Source organism: Paracoccus everestensis, assembly GCF_021491915.1.
Classification (GTDB): domain Bacteria; phylum Pseudomonadota; class Alphaproteobacteria; order Rhodobacterales; family Rhodobacteraceae; genus Paracoccus; species Paracoccus everestensis.
Map to the genome: position 1 here is coordinate 361390 of NZ_CP090836.1, position 17566 is coordinate 378955.

At 65.3% G+C, this 17566-nt stretch carries 14 protein-coding genes and 1 tRNA gene; 10 read left to right on the plus strand and 5 right to left on the minus strand.

Features of this window, described 5'->3' with window-relative positions; translation table 11 throughout:
* Positions 1-54 precede the first annotated feature (54 nt).
* The 3 genes from cobA to LZ585_RS01785 all read left to right on the plus strand — a co-directional run bounded on the left by cobA (position 55) and on the right by LZ585_RS01785 (position 4360).
* The gene (cobA, locus tag LZ585_RS01775; protein ID WP_234854760.1) at positions 55-795 is read left to right on the plus strand and encodes a uroporphyrinogen-III C-methyltransferase; all 741 of its coding nucleotides are present in this window, start codon (positions 55-57) and stop codon (positions 793-795) included.
* 114 nt (positions 796-909) lie between these two features.
* Positions 910-3630, plus strand: a complete 2721-nt coding sequence (locus tag LZ585_RS01780; protein ID WP_234854761.1) for a calcium-binding protein — start codon at positions 910-912, stop codon at positions 3628-3630.
* A complete protein-coding gene (locus tag LZ585_RS01785) occupies positions 3608-4360 on the plus strand; it encodes a calcium-binding protein (protein WP_390625109.1) in 753 nt (250 codons plus the stop codon). The genes LZ585_RS01780 and LZ585_RS01785 overlap by 23 nt, the downstream gene beginning before the upstream one ends.
* Before the next feature lie 6 nt (positions 4361-4366).
* On the opposite strand, the gene queG is transcribed toward LZ585_RS01785, so the two are convergent.
* From queG to LZ585_RS01805, 4 genes are all read right to left on the minus strand, one after another.
* On the minus strand, positions 4367-5377 hold the full coding sequence (queG, locus tag LZ585_RS01790) for a tRNA epoxyqueuosine(34) reductase QueG (RefSeq protein ID WP_256445638.1): 1011 nt from the start codon (positions 5375-5377) through the stop codon (positions 4367-4369).
* A 58-nt stretch (positions 5378-5435) separates the two neighbouring features.
* Positions 5436-6122, minus strand: coding sequence for an FtsZ-binding protein FzlA (gene fzlA, locus LZ585_RS01795; protein WP_234854763.1), 687 nt, complete (start codon positions 6120-6122; stop codon positions 5436-5438).
* An 80-nt stretch (positions 6123-6202) separates the two neighbouring features.
* Entirely contained in the window at positions 6203-6913 is a 711-nt protein-coding gene (mtgA, locus tag LZ585_RS01800; protein WP_234854764.1) for a monofunctional biosynthetic peptidoglycan transglycosylase, read from the minus strand.
* 33 nt (positions 6914-6946) lie between these two features.
* Positions 6947-7468, minus strand: coding sequence for a DUF1269 domain-containing protein (locus LZ585_RS01805; protein ID WP_234854765.1), 522 nt, complete (start codon positions 7466-7468; stop codon positions 6947-6949).
* A gap of 142 nt (positions 7469-7610) precedes the next feature.
* Between LZ585_RS01805 and LZ585_RS01810 the strand changes: the two genes are divergently transcribed.
* Together LZ585_RS01810 and LZ585_RS01815 are read left to right on the plus strand one after the other, a co-directional pair.
* Positions 7611-7919, plus strand: coding sequence for a hypothetical protein (locus LZ585_RS01810; protein ID WP_234854766.1), 309 nt, complete (start codon positions 7611-7613; stop codon positions 7917-7919).
* Between the two features lie 87 nt (positions 7920-8006).
* Positions 8007-8453: a DoxX family protein gene (locus LZ585_RS01815; RefSeq protein ID WP_234854767.1), complete on the plus strand. Its 447-nt coding sequence runs from the start codon at positions 8007-8009 to the stop codon at positions 8451-8453.
* Between the two features lie 89 nt (positions 8454-8542).
* On the opposite strand, the gene LZ585_RS01820 is transcribed toward LZ585_RS01815, so the two are convergent.
* Positions 8543-8627 (minus strand) — tRNA-Leu (locus LZ585_RS01820).
* 173 nt (positions 8628-8800) lie between these two features.
* Between LZ585_RS01820 and LZ585_RS01825 the strand changes: the two genes are divergently transcribed.
* The 5 genes from LZ585_RS01825 to gltB all read left to right on the plus strand — a co-directional run bounded on the left by LZ585_RS01825 (position 8801) and on the right by gltB (position 17481).
* The gene (locus LZ585_RS01825; protein ID WP_234854768.1) at positions 8801-9787 is read left to right on the plus strand and encodes a complex I NDUFA9 subunit family protein; all 987 of its coding nucleotides are present in this window, start codon (positions 8801-8803) and stop codon (positions 9785-9787) included.
* Positions 9787-10590, plus strand: coding sequence for an undecaprenyl-diphosphate phosphatase (locus LZ585_RS01830; protein WP_390625086.1), 804 nt, complete (start codon positions 9787-9789; stop codon positions 10588-10590). Before LZ585_RS01825 ends, LZ585_RS01830 begins: the two co-directional genes overlap by 1 nt.
* 152 nt (positions 10591-10742) lie before the next feature.
* Positions 10743-12239, plus strand: coding sequence for an NAD(P)-dependent oxidoreductase (locus LZ585_RS01835; protein ID WP_234854769.1), 1497 nt, complete (start codon positions 10743-10745; stop codon positions 12237-12239).
* 8 nt (positions 12240-12247) lie between these two features.
* Positions 12248-12940 carry a hypothetical protein gene (locus LZ585_RS01840; RefSeq protein WP_234854770.1) on the plus strand — a complete coding sequence of 231 codons (693 nt, stop codon included), beginning with the start codon at positions 12248-12250 and terminating at the stop codon, positions 12938-12940.
* A 2-nt stretch (positions 12941-12942) separates the two neighbouring features.
* Positions 12943-17481 (plus strand): glutamate synthase large subunit, encoded by a 4539-nt coding sequence (gene gltB, locus LZ585_RS01845; protein WP_234854771.1) that lies wholly within the window; start codon positions 12943-12945, stop codon positions 17479-17481.
* The last annotated feature ends 85 nt before the right edge of the window (positions 17482-17566 follow it).

Genomic DNA, 17566 nt, shown 5'->3' on the forward strand with positions numbered 1-17566 from the left:
GTCTGCCCCGGCATGGGTGGTATAGCTGGAATTCCCCGGACGAAAGCCGCCCTGTTGCCTGATCCCGCCCCTCCACCCGGTTTCGTGTCGCTGGTGTCCGCCGGGCCGGGCGATCCCGAATTGCTGACGCTGAAGGCCGCGGACCGCCTGGCCAGGGCCGAGGTGGTGCTTTACGACGACCTTGCATCGGGTCCGGTCCTGGACCACGCCAATTCCCGCGCGGAACTGATCGCGGTGGGCAAGCGCGCAGGCCGCCCCTCGGCCCGGCAGGATCATGTGAATGCGCTGCTGGTCGAACAGGCTCTGGCCGGGCGCCGGGTGGTGCGGCTGAAATCGGGCGATTCCGGCATCTTCGGAAGGCTGGAGGAGGAACTGACCGCCCTGACGGCCGCCGGCATCCCGTTCGAGATCGTGCCGGGCGTCACATCCGCCAGTGCGGCGGCGGCGGCGGCAGGAATCCCGCTGACCCGGCGGCTGACCGCTCGGCGGGTGCAGTTCATCACCGGCGCGGACGTGACCGGGCACTTGCCGGGCGACATCAACTGGGCGGCCATCGCCGATCCGGGCGTCACCACCGTGGTCTTCATGGGGCAGCGCAGCTTTCCCGAACTGGCCGCCGGATTGCGCGCCCATGGCTTGCCCGGCGACACGCCCGCGCTGTTCGCGCAGTCCGTGGGCCATCCTCACCAGCGGCTGATCCGCACCACGGTCGACGATCTGGCGGCGATGATGGAAACGGCCCCCGTGTCCCAGCCCGGCCTAATCCTCTATGGACCTTTGGCTTTTTTTCCATAAAGATTTCATCAATCTGCGGGAACAATCCGGTTGTTCGAAGGCCGTGGATTAAGGTTCTGTTAGCGTGTCGCCCCGTGTCGGGCCTGCTGCCAAAATGCGCGTCGGACAAACCAGATGATCTCGTATCGCCACATCGTCACCTATGGGACCGGCCAGCATCGCTGGCTGTCGAATGTGACCGACCTAGCGCTGGCGGATATCGGCGCGGAATGGATGCTGTTTGCCGTGAATGCCACCGGCGGGGTCAGCACATATCGCCTGGGCGATCCCCTGACACCCCTGGAACGGGGATCGGCGGCGGGATTTCCGGTGAATTTCACCTATCACTCCCGCCCTGTCCTGACCGTCTTGGGCGAGGCGGGCGGCGGCGATCTGCTGGTCGCGGGGATGACCGGCGCGGGCGTGGCGGGGCTGTCCTTTGACAGCCGGGGTCGTCTGGGCGAGCTGGGTCAACTGTTCCCGGCGGACCGGATCGGCGCGCGCCTGTCGGCCAGCGGCCAGGTGACCTGCGACGGGGGGCGGTTCCTGTTTTCCGCCCGCCCCGACAAGCTGGCGATCGAGGTGAACCGGGTCAACGCCGACGGCAGCCTTTCCCCGGTCTCGACCGCCGCCCTGCCGATGCCCCCCGGCGTGGCCGAGGCGTCGCTGGACAAGATCATCGCGGTCACGGTCGATGGACAGCAACTGCTGGTGGCGATTTCGGGCCTGGGGAACTTCATCTCGACCCATGCCATCGGGGCCAACGGGGTCTTGGGCGCGGGGTCGCTGCATATCGCGGACGGGGGGATGGGTTATTACATCCCGTCGGACATCGCGGCGCTGCAGTTCGGGGGGCGCAGCTTTGTGGCGGCGGCGGGGGCGGCGTCGTCCTCGCTCTCGGTGTTCAGGCTGGACAAGACCGGCGCCCTGACCGCGACCGATCATGTCCTGGACGAACTGACGACGCGGTTCCAGTCGGTGACGGCCCTGGCCACGGCGGCGGTGGATGGGCGCGGCTACGTTATTGCAGGCGGCGCGGACGGGGGGATCAGCGTTTTTACCCTGCTGCCCGACGGCAGGCTGTTGCATCTGCAAACCATTGTCGATGCCAATGACACGACCCTGGGCCGGGTCAGCGCCATCGAGGCCGTGGTGATCGCGGGCCAGATCGTGCTGCTGGTCACATCCGCCGGCGAAACCGGGGTGACGCAGCTTGTCATCGACCCCGGCGATACGGGCGGCACCGGCTTTGCCGGGGCAGGCGTGGCTGGGGGATCGGCGCGCGACGATCTTCTGGTGGCGACGCCTGCGACCACGCATCTGCAAGGGGGAGCGGGCGACGACATCCTGGTCACGGCCAAGGCCAACATCCTCCTGACCGGCGGGGACGGGGCCGATGTCTTTGCCCTGACCCGGTTCGATGGCCGGGTGACCATCACCGATTACGAGGCGGGCATCGACCGGCTGGATCTGTCGATGCTGGGCATGATCCGCAGCATCTGGCAATTGAATTTCGCGCCGCAGCCCTGGGGGATGCGGATCCTTTACGGCAATTCCATCCTGGAAATCCGCACCCGCGACGGCAAGGCCCTGCTGCCCACGGATTTCGGCAACGGCCTGTTTCCCGTCGCCCATTACGGGCTGCCCGCCCTTGACCCCGTGAAGATCGAAACCCCGCCCAGCACGGTTGGCACCTTCATTTTCGGCACCGAGGCGGCCGATCAGCTGCTGGGGGCGGGCGGGGGCGATTCGATCCAGGCGGGCGGGGGCAACGACACGGTTTCGGCGGGGGCGGGCAACGATACCGTGCAGGGACGGGCGGGCAACGATCTGCTGCGCGGGGGCAGCGGCGCGGACCAGGTGCTGTGCGGGGCAGGCAACGACACCCTGTTCGGGGACGAGGGCAATGACAGCCTTTTGGGCGACGACGGAAACGACCTGATCTATGGGGGCCTTGACCACGACACCCTGCGCGGTGCCAGCGGAAACGACCGCCTGTATGGCGGCGGGGGCAACGACAGCCTGCAGGGGGATGCGGGCGACGACACCCTGTCGGGCGAGGACGGCAACGATCGGCTGGAGGATGTGTCAGGCAACAATCACCTGCTGGGCGGTGCGGGCAACGACACGCTTATCGCGGGTCTGGGGTCCGATTACCTGTATGGCCATGACGGCAACGATCTTTTGCAAGGCGGAGCCGGCAATGACCGGCTGGAGGATGTGGCGGGCAACAACCACCTGATCGGAGACGCCGGCAACGACCTGCTGGTCGCGGGTGCGGGCCGTGACACTCTGCGCGGGGGCACAGGCCGCGACTCGCTGCGGGCTGGCGCGGGCGACGACCTGTTGTGGGGCGACGCCGACGACGATCACCTGATGGGCGAGGCAGGTGCCTATATCCTGGACGGCGGATCTGGCAACGACATTCTTTATGGCGGGTCGGGGAATGACCGGCTGAACGGGAACCTGGGTAACGACACGTTGTATGGCCAGGATGGCAACGACGCGCTGACCGACCTGTCGGGCAGCAACCGGCTGCTGGGGGATGGCGGCAACGACACCCTGCGCGGTGGCGCGGGGCAGGATTGGCTTTATGGCGGGACGGACAATGATTCCCTGCTGGGCGGGGACGGCGAGGACCGCCTGTGGGGCGATGCCGGAAACGACCGGTTGCTGGGCGAGGGGGGAAACGACCTTCTGCTGGACCTGCTGGGCAACAACCACCTGGACGGCGGATCGGGCAATGACGGGCTGAGGGCAGGCACCGGCCAGGACACGCTGCTGGGGGGGCAGCGGCAACGATCTTCTGCAGGCGGGGTCGGGCAACGATGTCCTGGACGGCGGCGCGGGCAATGACACCCTGCATGGCGAGGCGGGAAACGACCTGCTGACCGACTTGTGGGGCAACAACCTCCTTTGGGGCGGCGCGGGCAATGACCGGCTGACTGCCGGCGCCGGTCATGACGCGCTGCATGGCGATGCCGGGAACGATGTCCTGAACGGCGGCGGTGGCAATGACGGGCTGCGCGGCGGGTTGGGCAATGACCGGCTGCTGGGACAATCGGGCAATGACAGCATCCGGGGAGACGAGGGCAACGATTCGCTGTGGGGCGATGCGGGGGACGATCTTCTTTATGGGGGCTTGGGCAACGATGCCCTTTGGGGTGGCGCGGGTTCCGACCGGCTGTGGGGCGACGCCGGCAACGATGTCCTGAACGGCGGCGATCTTCGCGACATCCTGTCCGGCGGGCTTGGCAACGACACGCTGATCGGCGGGGGCGGCAACGACGGGATGTCGGGCGGCGCCGGCGCGGACGTGTTCCGTTTCATGTCGTGGCGTGACAGCACCACGGCGGCGGCCGACATCATCCATGATTTCCGGGCGAACAGCGACCGGCTGGACCTGCGCGCCATTGGCTTGGGCTATGTCGACGATTCGCAGTTCACCGCGGCACGCCAGGTCCGCTGGCAGCACGTCGGCGCCGAGACACGGGTTCTGGCCGATCTGAACGGCGACGGAAAGGCGGATTTCCTGCTGCGGCTTTCGGGCCATATCGACCTGGACCGCGGCGATTTCCTGTTGTGACCGCTTTCAGGCCCCGGCCAGGCGCCCGGCCGCCCAAAGGGCCGCATCGGCCACGGCAGGATCGGGATCCCCGGCCAGCCCGCGCGCAAGGTCCGCCAGGGCGGGGTCGCCCGAATTGCCGATGGCATACAGGACATTGCGCACGAACCTGTCGCGCCCGATGCGCTTGATCGGGCTGCCCGAAAACCGCGCCCGAAAGCCTGCGTCGTCCAGGACCGCCAGTTCCGCCAGCGGCGGTGCGGCGACGATGCCGCGATAGCGCATTTCCGATCCCGCCTGGGCAAACTTGTTCCAGGGACACACGGCCAGGCAATCGTCGCAGCCATAGATTCGGTTGCCCATCATGGGACGCAGTTCGGGATCGACCGGGCCTTTATGCTCGATCGTCAGATAGGAAATGCAGCGCCGCGCATCCAGTTGATAGGGGGCGGGAAAGGCCTCGGTCGGGCAGGCGTCCAGGCAGGCGCGGCAGGATCCGCAATGAGAAACCTCGGGCGCATCGGGGGGCAGGGGGATGGTGGTGAAGATCGACCCCAGGAAGAACCAGCTTCCCAGGTCGCGCGACAACAGGTTCGTGTGCTTGCCCTGCCAGCCCAGGCCCGCCGCCTGTGCCAGGGGCTTTTCCATGACCGGCGCGGTATCGACAAAGACCTTGATCTGTTCGCCCGGCACCTGCTCCAGCAGCCAGCGGCCAAGCTGTTTCAGCCGCTTCTTGACCAGGTCGTGATAATCGCGCCCTTGGGCATAAACGCTGATCGCCGCGCGGTCGGGCCGGTCCAGCAGGGCCAGCGGATCGTGGTCGGGCGTGTACAGCTCGGCCAGGACGATCACCGATTTTGCCTCTGGCCACAGTTGGGCCGGATTGCCGCGCCAATGGGTCCGTTCGGCCATCCAGTCCATCTGGCCATGCCGCCCGGCATCCAGGAACTGCTGCAACCGCTCGGCCGCTTGTGGGACCGCATCCGGGGTCGTGACCCGCATCTGGGAAAATCCGACCGCCTTTGATTCGGCAGCCACGCGCTTTTTCAGCTTGGACCAAATATCCCGGGGGGTCTGGGGGGCTGGCCCCCCAGTTCTATCCGAAATCAAGCTCGGCATAATGGGGGGCGGGGTGAATCCCCGGAACCTGGTCGGCCAGGATCGACCGGAAGGCCGGACGCGACTTGATCGTTGCATACCAGTCGCGCAGGCTGTCCGACCGGTCCCAGTCCACGTCCGAGATGTAATCCAGGCAAGAGAAATGCGCAGCCGCCGTGAAATCGGCCAGCGACAGGCTGTTGCCCGCCAGCCAGCGGCGGGTTTCCAGCAGCGTGGCGAGATAGTCGATATGCTCCTTGATCGCGCGCAGCCCGTCCTTGACCACCCGGCTGTCGGGATAGCCCTGGCGGGTAACCTTTTTCCACACGCGTTCCGTCAGGATGGGGGTCGTCACCTCGACGTTGAACTTGTCGTCGAACCAGGCGCACAGGCGGCGCACCTCGTGGCGCTCCAGCGGGGTGGCGGGCATCAAGGCGGGCTGGGGGACGGCCTCGTCCAGGTACTCGATGATCGCCTGGCTTTCGGCCAGCATGATACCGCGATGGCGCAGGACCGGCAGCTTTCCGGCCGGATTGCGGCGCTTCAGGTCGGGCGGGCTTTCCCAGTAACGCTCCTCGACCAGTTCGACCTCGATGCGCTTTTCGGCCAGCACCAGCCGAACCTTGCGGCAAAAGGGCGACAAGGGCGAATGGTAAAGCCGGGTGGTCTGGGTGTTGGTGTTCATCGCCTGCTTCAAGAATCCCTGCGTCGCAATCGGGCCTTGATAAGCCTGTGCCCGCCTTGTTTCAACCAAGACGGGCAAGCTTACAGGCAATCGGCGCGGCCGTCGCGTGCAATCGTGGCCGCCCCGTCGGCAATCGCACGGGACCGGGCCGAGGCGCGGCCGGGGCTGCGGGTCTTGGGCGCGGGCAGGACGGCGGCAAGCCGTGCGGCCTGCACCTTTGTCAGCTTGTCGGGGGTCGTGCCGAAATATTCGCGCGCCGCAGCCTCGATCCCGAAGATGCCGGGGCCGAATTCGGCCACGTTCAGATAAACCTCCAGGATGCGGCGCTTGGACCAGAAGGCCTCGATCATGGGGGTAAAGGCGGTTTCAAGCGCCTTGCGCGCCCAGCTGCGACCTTGCCACAGGAACACGTTCTTGGCGGTCTGCTGGGTCAGGGTGGACGCGCCGCGCGTTGATCCCGATGCCACGACCTTGCGGATCTCGGTCATGTCGAAGCCCCAATGCGCGCAGAAATTCGCATCCTCGGCCGCCACGACCGACCGGCGCATGACGGGGGCGATATTCTCGATATCGGTCCAGGACCAGGGTTCGGTCGCCTCGGCCACGATGGTCCAGGTGGTTGGCGGATTGATCAAGGCATAGAACATCACCAGCCCGACCATCAGCGCCAGAAAGCGCAGCGCCAGCCAGCGTGCCCAGATCAGCAGGCGGCGCAGGGGACGCCAGCGTATTGCGGGAATCCCCGTGTCGGCCTCGGCGGCGGGGGGGCTGAACAAAAGGCGAATGACCATGGGCCGCCGTGTCTCATGCAGCCCGGTCTTGCGTCAAGCGCCCGTGGCGGGCGGTGCCGCCGTCGCGTCGCCCGACAGCGCATCGCGCAGCCGGTCCTCGTCCTGCTGGGACAGCGAGGTTTGCAGCACGCGCCCCCGGCGATGAAAGGATTGCAGCCGGTCAAGCACCTTGTCGGCGGTCATCTTGCGCAACAGCACGAAGACCGCCGATCCGCCCGGCGGCAGGGCGCGGGCGGTGTCGCGCATGAAATCGTCGTTGATGCCGATATCGGTCAGCCGCCCGGCAAGCGCCCCGGATGCCGCACCGACCGCGGCGCCGATCAGCGGGTTCAGGAACACCAGGCCGATCAGCGTCCCCCAGAAGCCGCCGCCAAGCGCGCCTGCCGCCGTCAGGTTCACCGCCTGGTGCAGGGTGAAGCCGTCTTCGCCCGCACGGGTGACAACAACCGCGTCCTCCATCTCGATCAGGTATTCCCCCTGCATCTTCACCAGTTCGGCGCGCAGTTCGAATCCGCTGGCTTCGTCGTCGAAGGCAATGACGATCAGGTCCGACATGGTTTCCTCCTTGGGTCTGGCTGACAAAATGGCCGTGGCATCGGCAGGTTCCAGCAATATGAAGGCAGACGGCGAAAATTTCTTGAAAACAGCAGGCTTGCTGCGCCATATCGGGCCATCCGCAACGACCTGGCCGCATGGGATGAGAGTTTTTGCCACCTTGATCCTGATGGTATCGCTTCTGGCGATGTCTGTCACGGTGGCAAGCGCGGACATCACGCAGCCCCCGTGCAGTTCCCAGATCCGCGCTGACAATCTGTGCTATGCGGCAGGTATGCCCGGCAGTCAGGCCGAAACGGCCAAGAAACCCGGCATCTGCTTTATCTGCCTGGCACTGGGCGGCGGCGTGATGGATGCGGCACGGCCGGGAAAGCAACTTCCTGTGGGCTTTGGCAAGGCCGTCCTGGCTGATACCCGCTGGACGCTTCCCTGGCGCCCGCCCCGCGCCTGATCTTCCGGCTGCATCAATCCTGCCTCGTCCGGGGCAATGCTGTTATCCTTGCGCCGCGTTGCGGCCGCAAGTTCCAGGAGATCGACAATGACCCATTACACCACCGACACCCGCCTCATCATCCCGAAACTGCAGGGGCTTTATGCCGCCCTGGCACCGCTGACGGTGCTTTTCATGCGCCTGATCGCGGGCATCACCTTCATGGTCCATGGCTGGCCCAAGATCCTGGCGCCGATGGGCGCGGTCGGCATGGTCGAGGGGCTGGGCTTTTATCCCGGCTGGCTTTGGGCGCCGCTGCTGGCCGCGACCGAGTTCTTTGGGGGGCTGTTGCTGGCCTTGGGCCTGCTGACGCGTCCGGCGGCCTTTGCCACCTCCATCGTCCTGTGCGTCACGACCTATTTCCACTGGGTCGTTCAGGCCGAGGGATTCTCGGGGGCGGAAAAATCGCTGCTGTGGCTGGCGATCACGCTGTATTTCGTCGCCCATGGCGGCGGCAGGCTGTCTGTTGACCGGGCGATGGGCAAGCAGTTCTGACAACGGCGGGGCGGGCCTTGTCCCGCCCCAAATCTGACGGACAACAAGAAAAAGCCCCCGGAAAACCGAAGTTTTCCGGGGGCTTTTTATGGTGCCCAGAAGAGGACTCGAACCTCCACGCCTTGCGGCACACGGACCTGAACCGTGCGCGTCTACCAATTCCGCCATCTGGGCCAACTGGTGTGGGCGGGTCTCTAAAGCCAGTCGCGGGGGGCGTCAATGGGGGTGGGGCAGAAATCTTGCGAAAATCCATCCGCTGTCCCCGCGCCCCCGCCGCCCGCCTTGTCGCGGCCCGCGCGCGGGGGTATGGAACGGACGGATATCGGCATGAAGGAGGCGAAACGCCCATGGCGAAACTGGTCACGATCTATGGCGGCTCGGGCTTTGTCGGCCGGCACGTCGCCCGTCAGATGGCCAAGCGCGGCTGGCGCGTCCGCATTGCCGTCCGCCGCCCGGACGAGGCGCTGTTCACCCGCACCTATGGCGCGGTGGGCCAGGTCCAGCCGGTCCTGTGCAACATCCGCGACGACCTGTCCGTGCGCGCCGCCATGGCGGGGGCCGATGCCGTGGTGAACTGCGTCAATATCCTGGCCCCCAAGGGCAAGAGCAATTTCCAGACAGTGTTCGAGGAGGGCGCCGAACGGATCGCCCGCCTGTCGGTCGAGATGGGCGTTTCGCGCATGGTCCATATCTCGGGCCTGGGGGTCGATCCCGAATCGGACACCCCTTATATCGCGACCAAGGCGCGGGGCGAATCGGCGGTGCTGAAGCATCGCCCCGATGCGGTGATCCTGCGGCCTTCCGTCATTTTCGGGCAGGGCGACAATTTCTATAACCGCTTTGCCGCCATGACGCGCCTTGGCCCCGTGTTGCCGGTGATCGGCGGCAAGACCCGGCTGCAGCCGGTCTTTGTCGATGACGTGGCGCTTGCCGTCGTCAAGGGCGCGACGGGCGAGGCCGCGCCCGGCATCTATGAACTGGGCGGTCCCGACGTGATGACCGTGAAAGAGGTCGCGGACCAGGTTCTGCGCACCACGATGCGTCGGCGCGGCGTGGTGAACCTGCCCTTCTGGTTCGCGAACCTGGGCGCACGGATGCTGGGCATTGTGCAGTTCGTGACGGGCGGATTGTTCACCAATTCCCTTTTGACGCGCGACCAGATCGCCCTGCTGCGCACCGACAACGTCGTGTCGCCCGGCGCCCGGGGCTTTGCGGATCTGGGAATCCAGCCCGTCGCGTCGGATGCGGTGATCGAAGACTATCTGTGGCGGTTCCGTCCTTCGGGGCAATATGATGCGATCAAGCAATCGGCCAAGAACCTGCGCGCCGACTGATGGAATCCAACACGATCGTCGCCGCAGCCCTCGGGGTTCTCGAGGGGCTTACGGAATTCATTCCAGTATCCTCGACAGGGCACATCCTGCTGGCAGGCCATTTCCTGGGCTTCGATTCCCCCGGCCGGTCGTTCGAGGTGCTGATCCAGCTGGGTGCGCTGCTGGCGATCCTGGGCGTCTATTCCACCCGGATCGTGCAAATCCTGTCGGCTGCGCCCCATGATCCCGCCGCGCGGCGGTTTCTGGGGGCCGTGCTGTTGGCCTTTCTGCCTGCGGCAGTAGTAGGCGCTTTTGCGCATGGCTTCATCAAGTCGGTACTGTTCGAAACGCCCATGCTGATCGCGGTCATGCTGATCCTGGGCGGGATCGTTCTTCTGTGGGTGGACCGCCGCGCCGACCACCCGATCTATGCGCGGGCCGAGGATTTGCCCCTCTCCGTGGCCTTCAGGATCGGCCTGTTCCAATGCGTGGCGATGATCCCCGGCGTGTCGCGGTCGGGCGCGACCATCGTGGGCGGGCTGCTGCTGGGCGCGGACAAGCGCGCGGCGGCCGAATTTTCCTTCTTTCTGGCGATGCCGACGATGTTCGGAGCATTCGCCCTGGATCTGTTCAAGAACCGTGACCTTCTGGATGCAAGCGCCCTGGGCAATATCGCCGTGGGCTTTGTGGCAGCCCTGGTCAGCGCGCTGATCGTGGTCCGCTGGCTGCTGAACTATGTATCGCAGCATGGCTATGCGCTGTTTGGCTGGTGGCGCATCATCGTGGGATGCGTTGTCCTGCTGGTGCTTTCCGTATTTGGGTAACCTATTCTGACCTAATTTTTGGGGGCGAAGCGAATTTATTTGGCTTTGGCGCCATAAATATGGGGTTTAGGTCAGCATAGCTGACTTTTAATGGTTTTTGCCTTGGTTTATTGCGGCTGTGGAAGTTCCTGTCATTGGAAGGTCGCGCAGCCATGGCCACGCAGAAGATGCTCAAATTCGTCTCGACTCCGCGCGAAACGCCGATCAAGCGCCCCGCGACCGAACGCAGCGAGGATTTCCACGAGATTTATCGCGAATTTGCCGATGCCAAGGCTGCCGAACAGGCCAGCCGCTGCAGCCAATGCGGCGTGCCTTATTGCCAGTCGCATTGCCCGCTGCACAACAACATCCCCGACTGGCTGCGCCTGACTGCCGAAGGCCGGCTGGAAGAAGCCTATCATGTCAGCCAGGCCACCAACACCTTTCCGGAAATCTGCGGCCGCATCTGTCCGCAGGACCGTTTGTGCGAAGGCAACTGCGTGATCGAACAGTCGGGCCATGGCACCGTCACCATCGGCTCGATCGAGAAATACATCACCGACACCGCTTGGGAGATGGGCTGGGTCAAGCCCGCCGCGCCCCTGGTGGAACGGGCCGAAAGCGTGGGCATCATCGGCGCGGGGCCGGGTGGCCTTGCCGCCGCCGATATGCTGCGCCGCCAGGGGTTCCAGGTCACGGTCTATGACCGCTATGACCGGGCGGGCGGGCTGATGACCTATGGCATCCCCGGCTTCAAGCTGGAAAAGGACGTGGTCATGCGCCGCAACGCATGGCTGGAAGACGGCGGCGTGGAATTCGTGCTGAACTGCAACGTGGGCCAGGACATCAGCTTTGACGCCATCCGGGGCAAACATGACGCGGTGCTGATCGCCACGGGCGTTTACAAGACCCGCGACCTGGATCTGGACAATGCCGATGCGGGCGGGGTGGTGCGGGCCATCGACTATCTGACCGCATCCAACAAGGTGGAGTTCGGCGACGAGGTTCCCGATTACGACGATGGCGAACTGAACGCCCGGGGCAAGCGCGTGGTCGTGATCGGCGGCGGCGACACGGCCATGGACTGCGTGCGCACGGCGATCCGCCAGGGCGCGCTGTCGGTGAAATGCCTTTACCGCCGCGACCGCGCCAATATGCCGGGATCGCAGCGCGAGGTTCAGAACGCCGAGGAAGAAGGCGTCGAATTCGTCTGGATGTCCGCGCCGGGCAAGTTCATCGGCCATGTCACCGGCGATTTCGCCGCCAACCAGGAAGCCGACGTGGATGGTCCGGTGCGGACCGTCACGCAGATTGCCTCGGTCGGCATCCAGAAGATGCGCCTTGGCGCGCCGGATGTGACGGGCCGCCAGTCGCCCGAACTGATCGAGGGCGCAGATTACGACGAACCCGCCGACCTGGTCATCAAGGCCCTGGGCTTCGAACCCGAGGATCTGCCGAAGCTGTGGGGCGTCGACGGGCTGGAGGTCACCCGCTGGGGCACCATCAAGGCCAATTTCCAGACCCACCAGACCAGCCTGCCGGGCGTCTTTGCCGTGGGCGACATCGTGCGCGGCGCGTCGCTGGTCGTCTGGGCGATCCGCGACGGGCGCGAGGCCGCCGAATCCATCGCCGGTTTCCTGACGGGCGAAGCCCGCATCGCGGCGGAATAGAGGCGGTGATGCTGCGGATCATCGCGCCACTGGGGTTTGCCTTGGCCGCGTCCGTCGGCCATGCCGCAAGCTTCACCCCGCCCAAGGGCTGCCAGTTGCAGGCCACGGTGCAGAACCGCGGCTGTTCGGTCACCCAGTATTACCAATGTTCCGCGGACCCCGCGGGCCATCAGCGCAGTGCTATCCTGGGCGAGGACGGGTTGCGCCACCTGTCGCGCATCGACGCCGAAACCCGCTGGATCGAAAGCAGCGATCCCAATACCGGGCTGGCCGATTTCCTGGTCGAACGGTCCAAGGACCATGCCAGCTTCCAGACCCTTCTGGAAACCGGCAAGGACGATTTCGATTTCTGGACCGAATCCAATACCGGCGAACGGCTTCGTCATGTGGGCCAGGATACCCTGACCGGCGAGACGGTCGACATCGACGGGCAGCCGCTGGAAGTGACCCGGTTCCAGTTGAAAACCTTTGATGCCAGCGGCGAATTGCTGATCGAGCGCACCGGCCAGCAATTCATCAGCCGCAAGATGGGCCGCTTTTATGGCGGGGTGGAAACCCAGTCCGACTGGACCGGCCAGCGCCAGGAAACCAACGACAGCCCCGTCACCTTCGCCTTTCCCGGCGAGGAAGGCTTTGGGGAGGCCGAACCGAAATTCGACTGCGATCAGTTGCTGACGCAGCTTCTGCAAGAAAGGGCCTAGCGATGAGCAAGGATTGGCAGGAACAGGAACAGGCCCGCCGCGACTGGATGGCCCGCAACAGCCTGTACCGCGAGGAGGACGAGCATTCGTCCTGCGGCGTGGGTCTGGTGGTCAATATCGACGGCAAGCCCTCGCGCAAGGTCGTGCAGTCGGGCATCGATGCGCTGAAGGCGATCTGGCATCGCGGCGCGGTTGATGCGGATGGCAAGACGGGCGACGGCGCGGGCATCCATGTCCAGATCCCGGTGCCCTTCTTTTATGACCAGATCCGCCGCACCGGCCATGAACCCGACCAGTCCAAGCTGATCGCCGTGGGCCAGGTTTTCCTGCCCCGCACCAACTTTGCTGCCCAGGAAGCCTGCCGGACCATCGTGGAATCCGAAGTCCTGCGCATGGGCCATTACATCTATGGCTGGCGCCACGTCCCGGTGAACACGGCCGTTCTGGGCGAAAAGGCCAATGCGACACGGCCCGAGATCGAGCAGATCCTGATCCGCTGCGAAAAGGACATCGACCAAGTCCGGTTCGAGCGCGAGTTGTACATCATCCGCCGCCGCATCGAAAAGGCCGCCGTCGCAGCCCAGGTCGCGGGCCTGTATTTCTGTTCGCTGTCCTGCCGCTCGATCATCTACAAGGGCATGATGCTGGCCGAACAGGTCGCGGAATTCTATCCCGACCTCAAGGACGACCGCTTCGAGAGTGCGTTTGCGATCTATCACCAGCGGTATTCCACCAACACCTTCCCGCAATGGTGGCTGGCCCAGCCCTTCCGGATGCTGGCCCATAACGGCGAGATCAACACGCTGAAGGGCAACCTCAACTGGCTGCGCAGCCACGAGATTCGCATGGCCAGCAGCGCCTTTGGCGAGGCGGCCGAGGATATCAAGCCGATCGTGCCCGCCGGGTCGTCGGACAGCGCCGCCCTGGACGCCGTGTTCGAGGTGATGGTCCGGTCGGGGCGTTCGGCGCCCATGACCAAGACCATGCTGGTCCCCGAAAGCTGGTCCAAGGCCACCACCGACATGCCCAAGGCCTGGGCCGATATGTATGCCTATTGCAACGCGGTGATGGAGCCTTGGGACGGTCCCGCCGCCCTGGCGATGACCGATGGCCGCTGGGTCTGCGGCGGGCTTGACCGCAACGGCTTGCGGCCCATGCGCTATGTCGTGACGACCGAGAACCTGCTGATCGCGGGATCCGAGGTCGGCATGGTTCCCGTGGACGAGATGAGCGTGCGCGAAAAGGGCGCGCTTGGGCCGGGCCAGATGATCGCCGTCGATATGTGGGACGGCAAGCTGTATCACGACGGCGCCATCAAGGACCGCCTGGCAGGCAGCCAGCCCTTTGGCGAATGGCTGGAGAAGGTCGTGGACCTCAGCCACAAGATGAAGGACCTGCCCGAAAACGCCGCCTATACCGGCGAGGTGCTGCGCCGCCGCCAACTGGCTGCAGGCTTCACGCTGGAGGACATGGAGCATGTCCTGTCGCCCATGGCCGAGGACGGCAAGGAAGCCATCGCATCCATGGGCGACGACACGCCGCCCGCGGTTCTGTCGAACCAGTACCGCCCGATGAGCCATTTCTTCCGCCAGAACTTCAGCCAGGTCACGAACCCGCCCATCGACAGCTTGCGCGAAACGCGGGTGATGTCGCTGAAGACGCGGTTCGGAAACCTCAAGAACGTGCTGGACGAAAGCAGCTCGCAAACCGAGATCCTGGTCCTGGAAAGCCCCTTTGTCACCAATTCCGAACTGGACGACATGTGCCGGATGTTCGGCGACACGGTGACCAAGATCGACTGCACCTTTCCCGTAGGAGCGGGTTCCGAGGCCTTGGCCGAGGGCCTGGCCCGCATCCGGGCCGAGGCCGAGGATGCGGTGCGCTCGGGTGCGGGGCATCTGGTCCTGTCAGATGAAAACCAGAGCAGCGACCGCGTGGCGATGCCGATGATCCTGGCGACAAGCGCGGTTCACAGCTGGCTGACCCGCAAGGGGCTGCGGACCTTCTGTTCGCTGAACGTGCGGTCCGCCGAATGCCTGGATCCGCACTATTTCGCCGTACTGATCGGCTGCGGCGCGACCACCGTGAACCCCTATCTGGCGCAGGATTCGATCAGCGACCGGATCGAACGCGGGCTGATCGTCAGCGACCTGTTCGACGCGATGGAGGCCTATCGCGAGGCGGTGGATGCGGGCCTTCTGAAGATCATGGCCAAGATGGGGATTTCCGTCATCTCGTCCTATCGCGGCGGCCTCAACTTCGAGGCCGTGGGCCTGTCGCGCGCGATGGTTGCCGAATACTTCCCCGGAATGCATTCCCGCATCAGCGGCATCGGATTGCACGGGTTGCAGGCCAAGGTCGAGGGCCTGCATCACAAGGCCTTCCACGCGGGCGGGGTGGATCTGCTGCCGGTCGGCGGCTTCTACAAGATGCGGCGCACGGGCGAAAAGCACGCCTGGGAAGCCAGCACCATGAAGCTGCTGCAGGTGGCCTGCGACCGCGCCTCCTATGACGTGTGGAAGCAATACAGCGCCACCATGCGGGCCAACCCCCCGATCCACATCCGCGACCTTCTGGACATCAAGGCCTTGGGCAAGCCCGTGCCCATCGAGGAAGTGGAATCGATCACCTCGATCCGCAAGCGGTTCGTGACGCCGGGGATGTCGCTGGGGGCGCTGTCACCCGAGGCGCACATGACTCTGAACATCGCCATGAACCGCATCGGCGCAAAATCCGACAGCGGCGAAGGCGGCGAGGATCCCGCGCACAGCCATCCGCTTCCCAATGGCGACAACCCTTGCGCCAAGATCAAGCAGGTGGCCTCGGGCCGCTTCGGCGTCACCGCCGAATACCTGAACGCCTGCGAGGAACTGGAGATCAAGGTCGCCCAAGGCGCAAAGCCGGGCGAGGGCGGGCAGTTGCCCGGCATGAAGGTCACGGACCTGATCGCGCGCCTGCGCCATTCGACCAAGGGCGTGACGCTGATCTCGCCTCCGCCGCATCACGACATCTATTCGATCGAGGATCTGGCGCAGCTGATCTATGACCTCAAGCAGATCAACCCGCGCGCCAAGATCACCGTGAAGCTGGTGGCGTCTTCGGGCGTCGGCACGATTGCTGCGGGCGTGGCCAAGGCCAAGGCCGACATCATCCTGATCTCGGGCCACAACGGCGGCACCGGGGCGTCGCCCGCAACTTCGATCAAGTTCGCCGGCCTGCCCTGGGAAATGGGCCTGACCGAGGCGCATCAGGTCCTGGCGATGAACCGGCTGCGCGAACGCGTGACGCTGCGCACCGACGGGGGCTTGCGCACGGGCCGCGACATCGTGATGGCCGCGATGATGGGGGCCGAGGAATACGGCATCGGCACCGCCGCCCTGATCGCGATGGGCTGCATCATGGTCCGCCAGTGCCAGTCGAACACCTGCCCGGTGGGCGTCTGCACCCAGGACGAACGCCTGCGCGCCATGTTCACCGGATCGGCCGACAAGGTGGTGAACCTGATCACCTTCTATGCGCAGGAGGTGCGCGAGATCCTGGCCTCCATCGGTGCGCGGTCCATCGACGAGATCATCGGCCGCGCGGATCTGCTGACCCAAGTCAGCCGGGGCGCCGCGAACCTGGACGACCTGGACCTGAACCCGTTGCTGATCACTGTCGATGGCGCGGACAAGATCGTCTATGACCGCACCAAGCCGCGCAACGCGGTGCTGGACACGCTGGACAGCGAGATCGTCAAGGACGCCGCCCGCTTCTTCGAGGATGGCGAGAAGATGCAACTGTCCTATGCGGTCAGGAACACGCACCGGACCATCGGCACGCGCACCTCGTCGCTGATCGTGCAGAAGTTCGGGATGCGCAACACGCTGCAACCCGACCACCTGACGATCCGCCTGACCGGTTCCGCGGGCCAGTCGCTGGGCGCGTTTGCCGCGCCGGGCCTGAAGATCGAGGTGTCGGGCGATGCCAACGATTATGTGGGCAAGGGCCTGTCGGGCGGCACCATCGTGGTGCGCCCGCCGATGGCAAGCCCGCTGGTCGCGGCGGAAAACACCATCATCGGCAACACGGTGCTGTATGGCGCGACCGACGGTTTCTTGTTCGCGGCGGGGCGCGCCGGGGAACGCTTCGGGGTGCGCAACAGCGGCGCCAAGGTGGTGATCGAGGGCTGCGGGTCGAACGGTTGCGAATACATGACCGGCGGCGTGGCGGTGATCCTGGGCCGGATCGGTGCGAACTTCGGCGCGGGCATGACCGGCGGGATGGCTTACCTCTATGATCCGCAGGGGGTGGCGCGCGACTATATCAACACCGAAACGCTGGTGTTGTGCGCCGTGACCAAGGACCATTGGGAAGGGCAGTTGAAGGGCCTGATCGAACGGCACCTCACGGAAACCGGATCGCGCCGCGCGGCCGAGATCCTGGCAGACTGGGAGGTCGAGAAGGCCAATTTCCTGCAGGTCTGCCCCAAGGAAATGCTGATCCACCTGCCACATCCGATCATGGATGTCGAAGAACCCACCGCCGTTCCGGCCGAATAGGCCGGGCGGCCCGACACCGATGCCGGGCGCGCAGCACTGCGCGCCCGATTGCATTTGGGGGGCAGGGGTCTGGCAGCAGGGGCAG

Excerpts from the sequence above, each read along its gene's own strand:
- LZ585_RS01780 (WP_234854761.1), top strand. The coding sequence starts at position 910 with ATGATCTCGTATCGCCACATCGTCACCTATGGGACCGGCCAGCATCGC.
- fzlA (WP_234854763.1), bottom strand. The coding sequence starts at position 6,122 with ATGAACACCAACACCCAGACCACCCGGCTTTACCATTCGCCCTTGTCG.
- mtgA (WP_234854764.1), bottom strand. The coding sequence starts at position 6,913 with ATGGTCATTCGCCTTTTGTTCAGCCCCCCCGCCGCCGAGGCCGACACG.
- LZ585_RS01805 (WP_234854765.1), bottom strand. The coding sequence starts at position 7,468 with ATGTCGGACCTGATCGTCATTGCCTTCGACGACGAAGCCAGCGGATTC.
- LZ585_RS01810 (WP_234854766.1), top strand. The coding sequence starts at position 7,611 with ATGAGAGTTTTTGCCACCTTGATCCTGATGGTATCGCTTCTGGCGATG.
- LZ585_RS01815 (WP_234854767.1), top strand. The coding sequence starts at position 8,007 with ATGACCCATTACACCACCGACACCCGCCTCATCATCCCGAAACTGCAG.
- LZ585_RS01825 (WP_234854768.1), top strand. The coding sequence starts at position 8,801 with ATGGCGAAACTGGTCACGATCTATGGCGGCTCGGGCTTTGTCGGCCGG.
- LZ585_RS01830 (WP_390625086.1), top strand. The coding sequence starts at position 9,787 with ATGGAATCCAACACGATCGTCGCCGCAGCCCTCGGGGTTCTCGAGGGG.
- LZ585_RS01835 (WP_234854769.1), top strand. The coding sequence starts at position 10,743 with ATGGCCACGCAGAAGATGCTCAAATTCGTCTCGACTCCGCGCGAAACG.
- LZ585_RS01840 (WP_234854770.1), top strand. The coding sequence starts at position 12,248 with ATGCTGCGGATCATCGCGCCACTGGGGTTTGCCTTGGCCGCGTCCGTC.
- gltB (WP_234854771.1), top strand. The coding sequence starts at position 12,943 with ATGAGCAAGGATTGGCAGGAACAGGAACAGGCCCGCCGCGACTGGATG.